8 protein-coding genes are annotated in these 15,991 nt (G+C 41.4%); 2 read left to right on the top strand and 6 right to left on the bottom strand.

Going from position 1 to position 15,991, the window contains the following annotated elements; translation table 11 throughout:
- Positions 1–13: 13 nt before the first annotated feature.
- From IQ13_RS07200 to IQ13_RS07215, 4 genes are all read right to left on the bottom strand, one after another.
- A complete protein-coding gene (locus tag IQ13_RS07200) occupies positions 14–2,167 on the bottom strand; it encodes a TonB-dependent receptor (RefSeq protein WP_144885450.1) in 2,154 nt (717 codons plus the stop codon).
- A gap of 42 nt (positions 2,168–2,209) precedes the next feature.
- Positions 2,210–2,473, bottom strand: a complete 264-nt coding sequence (locus tag IQ13_RS07205; RefSeq protein WP_158637344.1) for a hypothetical protein — start codon at positions 2,471–2,473, stop codon at positions 2,210–2,212.
- On the bottom strand, positions 2,439–2,933 hold the full coding sequence (locus IQ13_RS07210; RefSeq protein WP_144885454.1) for a hypothetical protein: 495 nt from the start codon (positions 2,931–2,933) through the stop codon (positions 2,439–2,441). The genes IQ13_RS07205 and IQ13_RS07210 overlap by 35 nt, the downstream gene beginning before the upstream one ends.
- 173 nt (positions 2,934–3,106) lie before the next feature.
- Positions 3,107–4,078 carry a M23 family metallopeptidase gene (locus IQ13_RS07215; RefSeq protein ID WP_144885456.1) on the bottom strand — a complete coding sequence of 324 codons (972 nt, stop codon included), beginning with the start codon at positions 4,076–4,078 and terminating at the stop codon, positions 3,107–3,109.
- A gap of 1,076 nt (positions 4,079–5,154) precedes the next feature.
- On the opposite strand from IQ13_RS07215, the gene IQ13_RS07220 reads away from it, so the two are divergent.
- Complete coding sequence (locus IQ13_RS07220) at positions 5,155–6,327, top strand: vWA domain-containing protein (RefSeq protein WP_144885458.1); 1,173 nt, start codon at positions 5,155–5,157, stop codon at positions 6,325–6,327.
- 79 nt (positions 6,328–6,406) lie between these two features.
- Here IQ13_RS07220 and IQ13_RS07225 read toward each other — a convergent pair whose 3' ends face one another.
- Positions 6,407–8,023 (bottom strand): amidase, encoded by a 1,617-nt coding sequence (locus IQ13_RS07225; RefSeq protein WP_144885460.1) that lies wholly within the window; start codon positions 8,021–8,023, stop codon positions 6,407–6,409.
- 435 nt (positions 8,024–8,458) lie between these two features.
- Here IQ13_RS07225 and IQ13_RS07230 point away from each other — a divergent pair, with 435 nt between their 5' ends.
- Positions 8,459–12,616: a sensor histidine kinase gene (locus IQ13_RS07230; protein WP_158637345.1), complete on the top strand. Its 4,158-nt coding sequence runs from the start codon at positions 8,459–8,461 to the stop codon at positions 12,614–12,616.
- 82 nt (positions 12,617–12,698) lie between these two features.
- On the opposite strand, the gene IQ13_RS07235 is transcribed toward IQ13_RS07230, so the two are convergent.
- Positions 12,699–15,899 carry a S41 family peptidase gene (locus IQ13_RS07235; RefSeq protein WP_144885464.1) on the bottom strand — a complete coding sequence of 1,067 codons (3,201 nt, stop codon included), beginning with the start codon at positions 15,897–15,899 and terminating at the stop codon, positions 12,699–12,701.
- Positions 15,900–15,991 lie beyond the last annotated feature (92 nt).

The raw sequence follows: 15,991 nt of genomic DNA on the forward strand, positions 1-15,991 counted from the left end.
AAATGCTGCTGTATTACAGTTTTATTTTTAAACCACCGTTTACAACAAAGCCATCGAGTGGTGCATATACATCACGAAAAACAGGATTGTTGATGTTGCCGGTATAAATACTGTCGAAGCGTGTTTGTCTTGCATCAAGAAAATTTTCGAAGTTGATGTACAGTGAAAACTTTTCCCACAAACGTTCAACCATAAATCCGCAGATCCAGTACGCTTTACCGGTTTGGCCATCGGTAAGTAATTGTTTATCGAAATAATAAGCCTCAAGTCCTGCTTTCCATTTTTCTTCTGCTTCATACATTAATACAGCATTGATGCGGTTGCGTGCTGTTAACGGGTTAACACGCTTGTTGATTCCTTCATGAATTTTCGTATCGGTAAATGTATAACCAAGGAAGAGTTTAAAATCTTCGTAACCGATTTTGATATTGGTTTCAATACCTCTTGTATCAATATGGCCACTGCTGTTTACGAACTTTCTGCCGTTGGGTGTGCTTTGTAACAGCAACGGTTGATTAATACGGGTATAAAAGAACAACTGGTTGATGCTGAAACTTACTGCATCAAATAACTTGGTTTTATAGTTTACATCGGCATTAAAGCCATAACTTCTTTCAAGTTTATTGGAGGCATCAATACCCAGAACCTGGCTGTATTGTAAACGTTCACTTTCTTCTGTAAAAATGGTAGGCGGTTTGTAACCCATACCACCACCAATACGGGAGCTGAAGGAAGCGGAAGGTTTAAACAAAACAGCTACACGTGGTAAAAAAGCAAAACCATAATTGTTGACGTAGTCGCCACGTACACCACTTTCAAAATGTAACCATTCGTTTACTTTAAATGTATTTTGCACAAACGCACCAACAGTATTTTGTTTAAAACTGCGTACTGCAGTATTGCTGTGCGGCACTTCATTAAAATGTTCGTTCCACATATTAACACCCGCCACCCATTCTGCAGTTTCCCCATGATGTGAATAATTGGCTTCTGTAAAACTGTTCAGTTGCTTTCCTTCAAATACATAACCGGGTGTACTTAGTTTACGGTTGAAATAACTTACACTTTGTTTTAATGTAAAACGACTCGCTTCTCCAAAATCATGATCGAGTGAAAACTGTGCAGCATACCGTTGCGATTTGTTACGTTCGTAATAACCGGCTGTTGTATTTTCTTTGATGTATTCCATATTGCCACCAAGCCTGTTTTCAACAACAGTATTTATACCCAATATCAATTTTGTTTTTGCTGAAGGATAATAAAACAAACGGGGATTAACAGTGTAACGCTGAAATGCAGGAATAGCAGATAAATTAATTTTTGCAGGATCGTAGGCTGCATTGCTGTTTCGTGATGTAAAAACGGTGAGGCCAAACTTATTGATACGTTTGCCATAAAAGAGGTTTGCATCAATTCCGCCTGCAGTTGTACCGTTGAGGTGAATTTTAAAATCCCGTTCTGCTGTGGGTGTTTTTGAAATAAGATTCACCAAACCTGCTATGGCACCACCGCCATATAATGTGGAAGCAGAACCTTTAATCACTTCTACCTGTTTTAGATCGAGCGGTGCAATTTGTAATAACCCCAATCCACCTGCTGCGCCATTGTACAATGGAAAACCATCTTTGAGTATTTGCGTATAACGACCATCCAAACCTTGTATGCGGATAGACGCATTGGCCGATGTGGCCGATGTTTGCTGTGTTTGAATGCCGGTGCTTTCATTCAGCAACATGCGGATATCGCCCGGTTTCATATTTGCTTTTTCATCCAGCTCTTCACCTGCAATAAACTCTACACGGGTCGGAATATTCTGAAAAGTCCGTGTGCTGCGGGTAGAGGTAATGATAATCTCTTCTTCCTCTTCTTCTTCCCGTTCAAGCAGCACCACAACTGCTTCATTGTTTGCAAGTGGTACCGTAATGGTAATGGATTGTGTGGAATAACCAACATGTGATATGGTTGCTTTGTAAACGCCCTGTTGAAGATTGGTGAAGCTGACCTTACCGCTGCTGTCGGTTACGGTACTACGTTGTGCAAGCTGCACAGTAGCGGCTGATAATACTTCATTGGTATGTTTATCTTTTACTGTAAACGATAAGGTATGTTGCGCTGTAACACTGCTACAAATACATGTAAGCAGGAACAGCAAAAGAATTTTTTGCATAAATAAAATTAAATGGTTGAGTTAAGAAATAGTACGAAGCGCTTAACTCAGTTGCGGCGGTTGCCAGATGGGGCGGTAAACATCGGATAGGGCTAATGTTTGTACAACAGGATGATAAACTGCAAGCTGCACCGGTGTTTTTATATGTATGCAATTGCAGTTACGCATCAGTTGAATACCACAGCAGGAACAGGCGCAAAATGGTGGACAATCATCTTTGCAATCATCATCTGTTGCTGTTTGGGTAAGTGCAACAGTAGCTGTATCCTTATCAGCAGTAAACACATCTTCCGGACAAGGAAACATGCTCAACAGCAGAATGTAAACAATAAGCAGCTGTGTAAACAATTTCACGCTGCAAAACTAAAACATGAAACGAATCGGCAGAAAAATATTCCTGACAGCAGGCAAAAAACCTGTAATTTACTTTCAATCGTAGCGAAGCTAGAACACTGAGCCCAAATAACAATAACAAATACCGAAGTAATTTATTAACTAGCTTAGTTCTTTCGCAGTTTATAATGCTGTAGGGTGTAACAGCTTTTAGTTGTGATTTGCTTTTGGGTAAGCGTTTTTTGTTCCAATCATCCATATCTCCAGGATAATGGTTTTGTTGTTTAGCTGTTCTTCCTAATCCATAAACACCATGGTAAATTTGCACCCATTTGCAAATAGTAGTGCGGCTGATGCCATACTTTGATTGAAGACTCCGGTAACCGCAATCTGTTTCCAGATACTCCTTAATAATCTGTTCTTTTAAATCCATAAAATGATTGATTTGCAGTCAACCTATTTCAAGACGAGACAAATTGAAGTTGAAGTTAACAACTAAAAGCCAGGTAGAATTCGGTCAAGCCCGATATTAGCTGATAGTAGTATCCCGCAGATGCGGGATTATTCCGTCCGCCAGCCTTGCGGCAAGCCATTTGTTGGCTGTAGTTATTTTTTCTCGTTGCTTATTTTATCTTTTTGAATTGGAGAATAATCTGTTTTAGTCTGTCCGTTTACTTGTATTTTGTCAAAGTAGCATTTAACGCCTGTTGCAGAATTCATATCTTCTACATTTTGGATGTGAAAATGTAAATGCGGTTCTGATGAATTGCCTGAATTTCCACAAAGTCCAAGCAGTTGTCCTTGCTTTATCTTTTGTCCTTGCTTAACTACTATTGAATGCTGTTTAAAGTGAGCAAAAAATAAATACTCGTTCTTTAGTGTCTTAATAATAACTGTGTTGCCTGGAACATAAACAGGATTTAAAATTCCTGGCACATTGTCTTTAACCCCATCAACTACTAAAACAACTTCTCCATCACAAGGTGCAATGAGGTCTTTTCCGAAAGCATAATAATCTTCATTGGTTTTCCCGTCTGTCTTGTATGAATTTCCTTTGTCGTTAGTTATTACAATGTCAAAGGCATTTTTTTGAGCTTCGCTTTCAACGTGATAGTTTAATTCTTTTGTGTCGCCACCCCAAATTACTGTCCACTCGTCTTTAAATGGTAAAATTAGTTTTGTTGTGTTACGAACTGATTTTTGCAAATTACTTTCTTTGATGGGCTTCACAAACAGTCCGTTGATTTTTGAATTGTTGTCAACTGAAATATTGACTGCAAATAATGCTCTTTCAAAATGTGTCTTGTATGAGGCGTAAGTCTGCTCGTATTTTACAAATTGTCTTTTTGTAATTTTTCCTGCTTGTGTTTTCAGCCCTGTAAAAAATTCTTTCGTTTTGTCAAGTGGTAATGCTGTTTGCATTTCTGTGGAGAAACTTGAAAATATTGCGTCAAAATTGTCTGCATTATAATTCATCTCAAAACTGTCAGCAACAGTTTTGTTAACTATTTTTTCTGTCTGTCCAAATCCAAAATTTATAAACGTTGTCAAGATGATTGTTACTGAATATTTTTTCATACTGTTAGAATTTTGTGAGGTCTGGTATAATTAGAGCCAACGCATAAATATACGAAGCTTTCATCCCTGCAAACTTTCGCATTTTTTTGCTCATTGCTAATTTGCAATCAGTTTAAAATATTGTTTCCCCTCAAAAATCGTTAGCAAATACAATTCGTTCCTCCGTCGTCTCCTGCAACAGTCCCCGAAACCATACAACCGTCATCCAGCACGTACTCTTTTCACAAGCGTAAAGCACCGCACCACTACCTGTTATAACTGTTTGGCTGTTGCTGGGTTTACAAAATAAAGAAGTCAGCTAAAATTAAAGTAGGGCTATCTTGTTACGAAACGTCCCCTGCGGGAGACGTTTCTCAGAATAAATGGTTGATTTGTTGTCAACCTATTTCAGGACGAGACAATCCGTGTCAATCTGTGGCTGCTAAACCTTCGTGTCCATTCGTGCTGTTCGTGGTTCTCTTGCGGTATCTTTCGTTGTGCCTCCGTGGCCTCCTCCCGTAGCTCCCTTAACACCACACCCACCAGTTCCCGGTACTTACCCCGGCTCCGTTCCGCTTTCGGCACCGTTCGCCGATAGCGTTCAGAGGCAATCTTCGCCGCTCTTCCAAGCAAATCCGCATGCTGCATCGTCTTTGCAAATGCCGGATCACGCTTTACTCGTTGCCCCGTAAGCGAACTTTTTGCCCTTGCATAATACACCCCGTCAAGGCAGTAAAAACAAACACCGCCAATCGTTCCCGTTATCTTCAGTAACCCCATTTGTTGTGCCATACACACAAAATAGAAAACAAGTCTGCGACTGAAAAATCCAACGGCCATTTATGCCGTTTTTGAGCGTTTTTGCCGTTTTTGAGCACATCTAATAGCCGGTACTCCCGACAGGTAGTGCACAGATAAAGCACGGCTTAGCCCACCTTCAAGGCAGTTAAAAGCGTTCAAAAGGGTGGGTGCACGAACACAAAAGCCGAATAGTTACACCACAACAGGCCTCTTTGGTTCTGTTAAAACATTCCCAAAGCAAACAGAGTACCTGTGTATTTGCAGCACCTGCTGCATCCCACCACAAAATCAACGTTATGCAAACAAACCGTAAACCATTGCTGGCTGTTGCAACAGTATGTACAGCCGCTCTGCTCGCATTTGCTTTTTGTAAGCCCCATAAACAAAAACAAATAACAACAGCACCTCCGCCAACAACCGATCAAAAAATACAGGTGGCTATTCTGCTCGATGTCAGCAACAGTATGGATGGCCTCATCGACCAGGCCAAGGCACAACTGTGGACCATGGTCAACACACTCGGCCGTGTGCATTGCGATAACAAAGCCAATCCCAAAATTGAAATTGCCTTGTACGAGTATGGTACCCCACGCAACGATGTGCGGAAGGGATACATCCGCCAGATCAATAATTTTATGACCAACCTCGATTCGCTCTCACAAAATCTGTTTGCACTAACCACCAACGGTGGCGATGAGTATTGTGGTCAGGTTATCTATTCCTCCATTAATGAATTGAAGTGGGACAGTAATCCCAATTCGTACAAAGTAATTTTTATTGCAGGCAATGAAAGTTTCCGCCAGGGGAATGTCAGTTTTACACAAGCCTGTACAGCTGCAAAAAGCAAAGGCGTTATTGTGAATACCATTTACTGCGGCGAAAGACAGCAAGGCATACGGGAGTTCTGGAACCTGATGGGCGAATGTGGCAACGGCAGTTTTACAAACATCAACCAGGATTATAAAATTGAAGACATTGCCACACCTTACGATGATGAAATTTTTAAACTCAACGAACAACTCAACAGCACCTACATCAGCTATGGCGCAAGAGGACAGGCGTTGTACGAAAAGCAGCAGAAAATGGATCAGGCCAATACCATGATGAGTAAAAAAGCCGGCATCAAACGGGCAGAAGCAAAAAGTAATAATATGATCTATAACAACGCTGATTGGGATTTGGTAGACCGTACTGCAGGAAAGGAAGAAGAAATTCAAAAGATCGATAAGAAAACATTGCCCGACAGTTTGCAGAATAAATCAACAGCAGAGTTAAAAACAATCATTGTACAAAAGCAGAAAGAGCGTGCAGCAATTCAAACAAAAATGATTGCACTCAACCGGCAACGCCAGCAATACATCAATGAGCAGAAAAAGAAAGGTGCCGATGCAACGGTGTCAACAATGGAAACAGAAGTGGAACGCATCATTAAAGAACAGGTGAAGCGTTTTAAGATGAATGTGAATTAAAGGATTGATCGTTTTTGATTTCTTGTTGATAGTTGATCATGCTCCTTTGTACGAACGTTACAAAGGAGCATGATTTATTTTATGCCAGAAATGCTTTTTTAAACGATGGTTGTACACGATGTTTGGTGGCTTGCTCATACGCATAAGCCAAACTGATTAACTCACCTTCTGTATATGCTGTACTGAAGAATGAAAGACCAACCGGTAAATCATACAGCAATCCACAAGGAACAGAAATATGCGGATAACCACTCATAGCAGCAGGACCCGTAAGAAATACATTGCCCCAGCGATCACCGTAAATCACATCAATACTGCACGATGGCCCCATGGTTAAACCAATCAATGCGTCTAGTTTATTTTGCTGTAATACATCATCAATGATTTTCTTCGAACCAAGATGACTTTTGGCATAAGCTTCTTTGTATGCTTTGCTGTCGAGTCCTTCTTTTGCTGCACTGGCTACCATGTTCTCCTGCTTAAACGTAGGCATCACTTTATCTTCATTGGCTTTGTTAAATGCAATCACTTCATCAATTGTTTTCAGCTTTGCATTTGAGGCCGACAGGTACTTATTCAATCCATCTTTAAACTCAAACTTCATCAGTTCATATTCTGCACCACCTAAGTCATTTAATTTATCGAGATAGTCCAGTTCAACAACTTCTGCACCCTGTTCTTTTAAATCAGCAATCGCTTTTTCAAGCAAGCGGTTTAAAAACTGGTTCTCGTATTTCTTTTTTTCAACACCTAAACGTTTCCCCTTCAAGCCATCTGCTTTGCAGAAAACGGTATAATCTTTTGCAATCTTTCCTTCGCTTTCTTTTGTAACTGCATCATTCGCATCAACACCTGTTATGCACGATAAAAGAATGGCGGCATCTTTTACAGTGCGTGTAAGCGGCCCTGCAGTATCCTGAGTTGCCGAAATAGGAATAATACCGCTGCGGCTTACCAAACCAACTGTTGGTTTTATACCTACTGTACCATTTACCGATGCAGGACAGGTAATGGATCCATCGGTTTCGGTACCAATGGCAACAGCACATAAATTCGCCGATACAGCAACACCCGAACCGGAGCTGGAACCGCAGGGATTATGATCGAGTATGTACGGCATTTTTGTTTGTCCGCCACGGCTGCTCCATCCCGAACAGGAATTGGAAGAACGGAAGTTGGCCCATTCCGATAAATTGGTTTTACCTAATAACACCGCACCTGCAGCACGCAGCTTGCTAACAAGAAAAGCATCCGCTTTCGCAATATGATCCATCAATGCAAGCGAACCCGCAGTCGTCATCATTTTATCAGCCGTATCAATATTGTCTTTAATCAAAACAGGAATGCCATGCAAAGGTCCACGCAGTTTACCGGCCTTACGTTCCGCATCCATTTGCTGTGCTATGCTGATCGCATCAGGATTCATTTCAATCACGGCATTCAGTTTAGGTCCGTTTTTATCAATGCTGTTAATGCGGTCGAGATACAGCTGCGTAATTTGTTCAGATGTATAATTGCCTGCTTTCATTTTTGCCTGCAGATCATCAATGGTTAATTCGTTTAAGGCAAATGTATCGGCAGCTTCATTTGTTGCGTTATCCGATGTTGTTTTTGTTGTGGATGGATTGCAGGCTGCGGCTACCAATGTAGTGGCACCTGCAAGTGTACTGTTACGGAGAAAATCTCTGCGTTTCATATGCAATAGTTAAGTGGTTGTTTAAATATACAGCCGAAACAGCTACAAACAGTGCAGTGTGGAGCCTTTGCAGATGGCTGTTTGATGAGTGGAGTTTAGCGTAAACCCGGTGCGCTGTTACAGCTGGTAACGAATGCTGATAGTGTACAATTGCTCAATAATTTTTTCTGTAGTGGTAAGCATAAAATCTGAGTAGTAGAAAGGAAAGGGGTTAGGTAATTACCCCTATTCTCCGGCAGATTACTTACTTAGCTGACGATAATCAGCAAGTCGCTTCTATCTTGTGTCTATATTGAAATAGCTTGTTTGCGAGTCTCTGGCGCATACACATTACTACTACCCATCATCGACTCTTAAAGAACAGGCCCCATGTGTTGAATAAGAATATTTGACAGTAGTAATTTTATGATCCCCACTTCCACTTTACCATTGCTTATGTCGGCATTGCCTGGCTGTAGTTTCATACTTACACCTGATGGATGCATACTCGCAGCTACCGCAGACTGCAGCAGTTTAGCTTCCGGTACAGACAACAATGTGCAAGGTCGTTTACTTTCGGCTGTTCTGCAGGTGGGTAACAACCAAATAGAAAGTATTACAAACCTCATCAGTCATGCAACGGCAACCAATCAACAACAAAGCTTAGAGGCTTCTGTAAAATTTTTAACCGGCGTATTCATTAATTGTAAACATACCTGCAAGCCTGTTATGGAAAATGGACAACTGCAGGCGTTGATCTACACTGTTGAGCAAATACCTGAAGTTGGCAGGTATGATAAATTCCGGGTATTGCTCGATCTGGCACCCGAAGCCATCATTATCAGTAACGATAAAGGAATCATCGAATTTGTAAATACCAAAGCCGAACAGGTATTTCAGTTTACAAAACAGGAAATGGTTGGCAGTACAGTAGAGATGCTGATACCGCAACAGTTACGGGAAAAACATCAGCAACAGCGTGCAACATTCGTAAAGGAACAACGGATGCGTGCCATGCAAACAGGTATTGAGCTAAAAGCCGTACGTAAAGACGGGCATATTTTTCCCGCAGATATTGCCTTGGCGCCGGTGCGAAGTGAAGAAGGTAATTACATGATGGTAACAGTTCGGGATATTACCGAACGTAAAAAAGCACAGGAAGATTTGGAATCATTGGCCCTGCAATTACAGGCTGTTAATAATGATCTGGAAGAGAAAGTAAAAGTGCGTACCGAAGAAATTAAAAAGAGTGAAATACAATACCGGAACCTGTTTGAAAATAACCCGTTGCCCATGTGGATTTTTGATCCGCATACCTTTCGTTTTCTGGCCGTAAACCGGCAGGCAGTAATGAAATATGGTTACAGTGAGGCGGAGTTTATTGGCATGACACTTTACGACATTCGTCCGGAAGAAGAGCATGAGCGGTTGAAGGGTATTGAACCGCTGATCGAAAGCTTTGAAGGCTCACAAAATCGTGGGGTGTGGAAACATATTACAAAAGCGGGTAACGAAATACTTGTGGAGGCATGGGCACAAACAATAATGTTTGATGGAATCGAAGCCAGGCTTGCCTTGCTGGAAGATGTAACAGACAAAGTGCATACAGAAAATGTAGTAAAGGCCAGTGAAAGACGTTTCAGATCATTAATTGAAAATAGTTTTGATTTAATTGTACTGCTCGATGCATCGTTTCGAATTACTTATCGCAGCCCATCGGTTAACCGAACAACGGGCCGTACCGATGAAGATACCATTGGTACAGATGCATTGGCATTTATACATCCGGAGGATATTGAGAAGGTTGGTAAAGCAATAAAGGAACTGATGCATGCTCCCGGCAGTACAGTAAAATGCCTGTTTCGGTATCAAAAGAAAGATGGTACGTATTTGTGGATGGAAGGTACTGCAACCAATTTGCTGCACGATGCAGATGTGCAATCCATCGTATTCAACTATCGGGATGTATCAGAAAAAAAAGAAGCAGAGGAAAAAGCAAAAATCAGTGAAGAGCGTTACCGTAATTCACTCGACACAATGATTGAAGGGGTACAGATTATCGGTTACGATAAAAAGTATATCTATGTAAACGATGCGTTTTCTAAACAAATTGGAATCCCGAAAGAAGCGTTGATAGGCCGCAACCTGCTCGAACTTGTTCCTGCCATGAGCGAAAATCGTATTTACCAGTTGGCAGAAGAGTGTATGGCAGAGCAGAAATCGATGCAGATTGAAAACATGTTTATTTTTCCGGGTGGTTTTCAAATCTGGTTTCAGTTGAGTCTGCAACCTGTGCCGGAAGGTATTTTTATTCTGTCGGTTGATATTACAGATAAAGTAAGAGCAGCAAAAGCATTAAAAGAAGAACGGGGTAAACTGGAAAGTATTGCAGCAGTTGTACCGGGGTTAATCTACTCGTTCCGTATGGCGCCCGATGGATCGTTTACCATGCCTTATGCCAATAATGCAGTAGAAGAAATTTATGGCTTTACATTCGAGCAACTCAAAAATAATCCGCAGCCGATCTTCGATCGCATCTATCCCGAAGATGCTGAAATGATCTTTCGTGAAATAACAGCATCTGCCGAAAATCTTACGGCATGGCAGGTAGAGCATCGGTACAATCATCCGGAAAAAGGATTGGTATGGCATAACGGAAGTTCAATGCCCATGCGTGAAGCAGATGGCAGTACAGTGTGGCATGGGATGATCATGGATATTACCGAGCAGAAAAAAGCACAGCAAAAAATTACTGAACAAAATGCACAGCTTCATACGTTAAGTAATAACCTGCCAGGTGTAATGATCTATCAATTAACAGGCACTTCTTTGGAAAGCAGAAAGTTTACGTACTTAAGCAAAGAGGTGACCCGCATTACGGGTTGTTCGCCACAGGAAGTAATGGACAATCCATTCATTCTGTATAACAGTATTCTTGAAGAAGACAGGGCTGTTATGGAACAGGCAGAAATTGATTCGTATATACATAAGACTACATTTAATGTTGAAGTACGCAGCCGTAATTATAAAAATGAAATACGTTGGCTCAATATTGTTTCTACACCAAGAGAAGTTGATAAGAATACAGTCGTGTGGGACGGCTTTCATTTGGATATAACAGACCGGAAAAATGCAGAAGCAGAAATTAAGCATTCGAATGAGCGTTACGAATCGGTAGCAAATGCCACCAGCGATGCAATGTGGGAGCACGATTACAGAACCGGAAAAACATTTGTACTTGGTAACGGATATAAAAATCTGTTTGGCTACCCGATTGTGAACGATTATTACGATCTGAAATTTTGGGAATCACGAATTCACCCCGACGATAGAGAACGTGTTGTAAAGGAAGAAGACAGGGCGAGAGATAATAAACGCATCACAAAGGGTTATGTAGAATACCGGTTGTTGAAAGCTAATGGAGAGTATGCTTATATCTCCGACCGCTTTTCTATTACCCGTGATGAAGATGGTGCAGCCATAAAGATGTTTGGATCGAAGCAGGATGTTACAGCGAGGAAGTTAGCTGAAGAGCAATTACGCAAAAGCCTGGAAGAAAACAGTATCATGGCTTCCAGATTGTCAACCATCTTAAATACACTGCCGGCCAATATTGCTTTGATCGATAAAAAAGGAATTATTCAGGATGTAAATCAATCATGGAACGAAAGCAATAAAAGACTTTGTCCGATTATTGGGAAGTATACTGTTGGCGATAACTATTTATCTGCAAAAGGCCGGTCTAAAAATTCTACAGTTGATGTAAAGGAAATGGTTGTTGGAATAAGAGCTGTGCTGAGTGGTGCAAAAAATGATTTTGTAATGGAGCATTCCTGCGAATTACAAAATCATAAAAGCTGGTTCAGGATGATTGTAACAGCGCTACGTGGTAACGGATTTGAAGGAGCTGTTGTAATGCACATTGATATTACAGAGGTAAAGCGACTGGAGATGGAACGATTGAAAAGCCAGATCGACGAGCAGCGAAAAATAACACAAGCAATGCTGCAAGGCCAGGAGAAAGAACGCAATACCATTGGTATAGAACTGCACGATAACGTTAACCAGATTCTGGTAGGTACCAATATGCTGTTATCGATGATCAGCGCTAACCGGTCGATGCTGGAGGAGTTTTTACCAAAATGTATTGAAAACATACGCCATGCAGTAAATGAAAACAGACGGATCTCCCATGAGCTGGTTACACCGAACCGTGTTACAGAAACAATTTTGCAGCAGATAACCAGGCTTACACAAACAATGTTAAACAGTGTTGGGCTGAAAACTAAAATCAACAACAAAGCTTTTTCTGATGATTTGTTGAGCGACGAACAAAAACTTACAGCATACCGTATTGTGCAGGAGCAGTGCACAAATATTCTAAAGCATTCCAAAGCAGAAAAGGTGGTAATTACACTTTCCACTACCAACTCGTTATTTAAAATGCGTATTGCAGATAATGGTATTGGTTTGAAAAATGGAAAAGCAGAAGAAGGCATTGGTTTAAAAAATATCCGTAACCGTTTAACGGTACTGGATGGAACGGCAGTAGTTGAATCGGCAACGGGTAAAGGATTTGCACTGCTGGTTGAAATGCCGTTGGCGCAGTATTGATGTTTATTGATACTTACTGATACAACAACGCCACTACATTTTGTAGTGGCGTTGTTCGTACTTCTAACTTTGTGCCTCGTACTTATTTTGTTTCTTTCATCAATTCTTTTACAGCTGTTTCCAATTGCTGGTCGCTGCCGGTACTTACTTTTTCATTTTCGTTCTTCACTTTTACATGCGGTTCTGTTTGTGCATTTTCGAGGTAGTTGCCGTTACTGTCTTTACAACCAACAGTAGGCGCACCCCAACGGATACCGGTATCCATCAGTGCCTCCCACGCAGCAAACGAACAGGTGCCCGGTACAGGCATACCCACTAATTTACCAATACCTACTTCTTTCACCATGTATGCATAACAATGACCATCGCTGTAGTTGCCTTCATTCGCTAATGAAATGCTGGGTTTGGTCCAGCGGAAATTAGGTTCGTAACCATTGCTGCGTGTATCAGTAGCATAGTCCATAAACTTTTTGCCGCTGAGGAACATCGCTAAATCTGCAACCAAGTCGCCACCGCCGTTGTTGCGGGTATCCACTACAATACCTTTCTTTTGGAAATACTTACCCATGATTTCTTCATAGGTTGTACGGTAAGCACCATCGTTCATACCCGGTATATGTACATAACCCAATGTGCCGTTGCTCATCTTATCAACCTCATCAGCATTGCGTTTTACCCAGCGTGCATACAGCAAACGGTTTTCTTCGCCTAACGAAACAGGTTTAATAATGAGTTCACGTTTTGTATTTCCTTCAACCAAAACAACCAATGTGTTCTTTCCTGCTTTGCGGTTGAGGTATTGTGCAATGTCTTTATCTGCTGTAATAACTTCACCATCGATGCTTTCAATAATGGTTCCTGCTTTTACATTCATCCCTGCTTTGTCTAACGGACCATCTTTAATTACTTCCAGTATTTTAATACCGTTGCCTTTGTGTGTAAAGTCGTAGAAAATACCCAGTGCGGCAGTAGCATCTGCATTGGCAGTAAAGTTGCCACTGTATGCAGCACCGCTATGGCTCACATTTAATTCGCCCAGCAACTCACTCAGCATTTCACTCATTTCATAGTTGTTGCCGATATGCGGTAAGTATTTTTCGTAATCAGGTTTGTAGCTATCCCAATCAATACCGTGGAATGATTTGGTGTAGAATGTATTTTTTGTTCTGCGCCATACATGATCGAACTGGTACTGGCGTTCCTTCAATCCATCTACCAGCATTTCTCCATTGATGCTGATGCGGTCTTGTTTACCACCGGCCGGATCAATTTTCATAAATCCACCATCGGCATTCAGGAAAATACTCTTCTGTTCTTTATCCCATACCATACTGGCAAAACCGGTATTCAACGGCACCAGCATTTTGGTTTCTTTGGTACGGAGATTAGTGGTCCATAAATTCATGCCACGTTCAAAACGTGCCAGGTAGTAAAGTGTTTCTCCATCTTTACTTACCAATGCATCGCCCATTGAAGAGGAGTGAATGGTGAGTTTTGTTTTACGCAAACTCAAGCCATCCCAATCAATCACAACAGAATCTTTTGCTGCAGTTTTCTTTTTGCTGGTATCTGCTTTTGCTTTGTTTTCTTCCGTTTCTTTTAACAAAGCAGCTTCTTCTTTGCTCAACTTAAAACGATCGAACGCTTCCTGTGTAAAGAACATCGCATAGGCATCGGCCTGCGAACCACCACTCATAGCTGCACCACGCAAACCATCTCTGTTGCTGAACCACAGCATGCCTTTACCACCCATAATCCATTTGGCATTAAAATCGCCGAAACCGCTTTGTGTAAGGTTTTCAATTTTCTTACCATCGGCACTTACAATACCTACTTCGCCAACAGCACTGCCCGGCATTGCATAATCAAACAACAACCATTTACCATCGGGGCTCCACTGGAAGTATTGATCATTCTCTGTCCATGCAAATAAATGATCGCCGCTTAAAATGGTACGGCTTTGCTTGCTTGCAAGATTGTAAATGCGCAGTTGATTACGGTTCTCAATAAACGCCAGTTCTTTTCCATCGGGCGAGTACAAAGGTTGTGTATTGGTATTTTTATTTTCCAGTACAGCTGTTTCTTTTAAAAGGGTAGACGCATAGAAATAAGGTTCTTCCTTGCGTTCCATTCTGGTTTCATAAATACTCCATTTGCCATCACGTTCGCTGCAATAAATAATGCTTTTTCCATCGGGAGCAAAGCTTACAGCTGTTTCTGCTTCGGGTGTATTGGTAATGCGTTTGGTTATACCACCATCTACACTGGTAACAAATACTTCTCCACGGTATACAAAGGCAATTTCTTTTCCGTTGGGGGCAACACTCATACCACTGCCGCTTGTAACACGGTACACCTGCTCACGGTTATTGCGTGCATCGGCTAAAATAGTAATGTTGAGTTTTTGTGCAGATGCGCCGGGCTTCATTGTATAGATATCGCCATCGTAACTGTAACACAGCAAACCATCGTTGCTGCTGCTGAGGAAACGTACCGGATGTTTTTTATACGAAGTGAGTTTCTCCGATTTGCCACCACTCATACTCATTTTGTGAATATTGAATGAGCCGCTTTCTTCACTCAGGTAATAGAAACCGCTTTCATCGGTTGTAAACACAGGGCTTCTGTCTTCACCATTAAACGAAGTGATTTGTTTGTGTGTATTGGTTTTAAAATCGTACAGCACAATATCTCTTGTAATAGCCGATGTATGATGTTTACGCCAGATGTTTTCGCCGCCAACTTTATTGTGATAGATGAGTTTGCTGCCATCCTTGCTGAACTTCACATCTTCTGCAGGTGTTGTAAAGAGTTGATTCACTCTGCCGCCATTGATTGAAACACTGTAAAGCTCCGTCATGTAACCGGAAGGATATTGGCGGTTGGTTGGTAAATCCATCCGTGTACCACCAAATACAACTGCCTTGTTATCGTTGGTAAAACTGTACGGGTATTCCGCCATTGAATGATAAGTAAGACGTTTGGCTTCACCACCTTCAACCGGAATCAGAAACACATCGAAGTTGCCGTAACGATCGCTGGCAAAGGCAATGCTTTTACCATCTTTACTCCACACCGGCATAAAGTCGTGTGCTTCGTGCATGGTAAGCGGAGTAGCAGTACCACCTGTGGATGCTACTTTGTACAAATCGCCTTTGTACGTAAACACAATGGTTTTACCATCGGGCGAAATTGAAGGATACCTTAACCAGGAAGGAGTTTGGGCTTTGCTTAAAAAGCCAAGTGCTGTGAGACAAATGCTCAGCGCCAGAAATTTTCTCATAAACTTTTTTGCTTAAGTGATAAAGATAAAGGGAAAACAAAATGCGTGGAGAGAATTTGATGGGTGGCTTGTGGGCTAAGCGATAAGAGAGA

This window comes from Lacibacter cauensis, assembly GCF_007830055.1.
Taxonomy (GTDB): Bacteria; Bacteroidota; Bacteroidia; order Chitinophagales; family Chitinophagaceae; genus Lacibacter; species Lacibacter cauensis.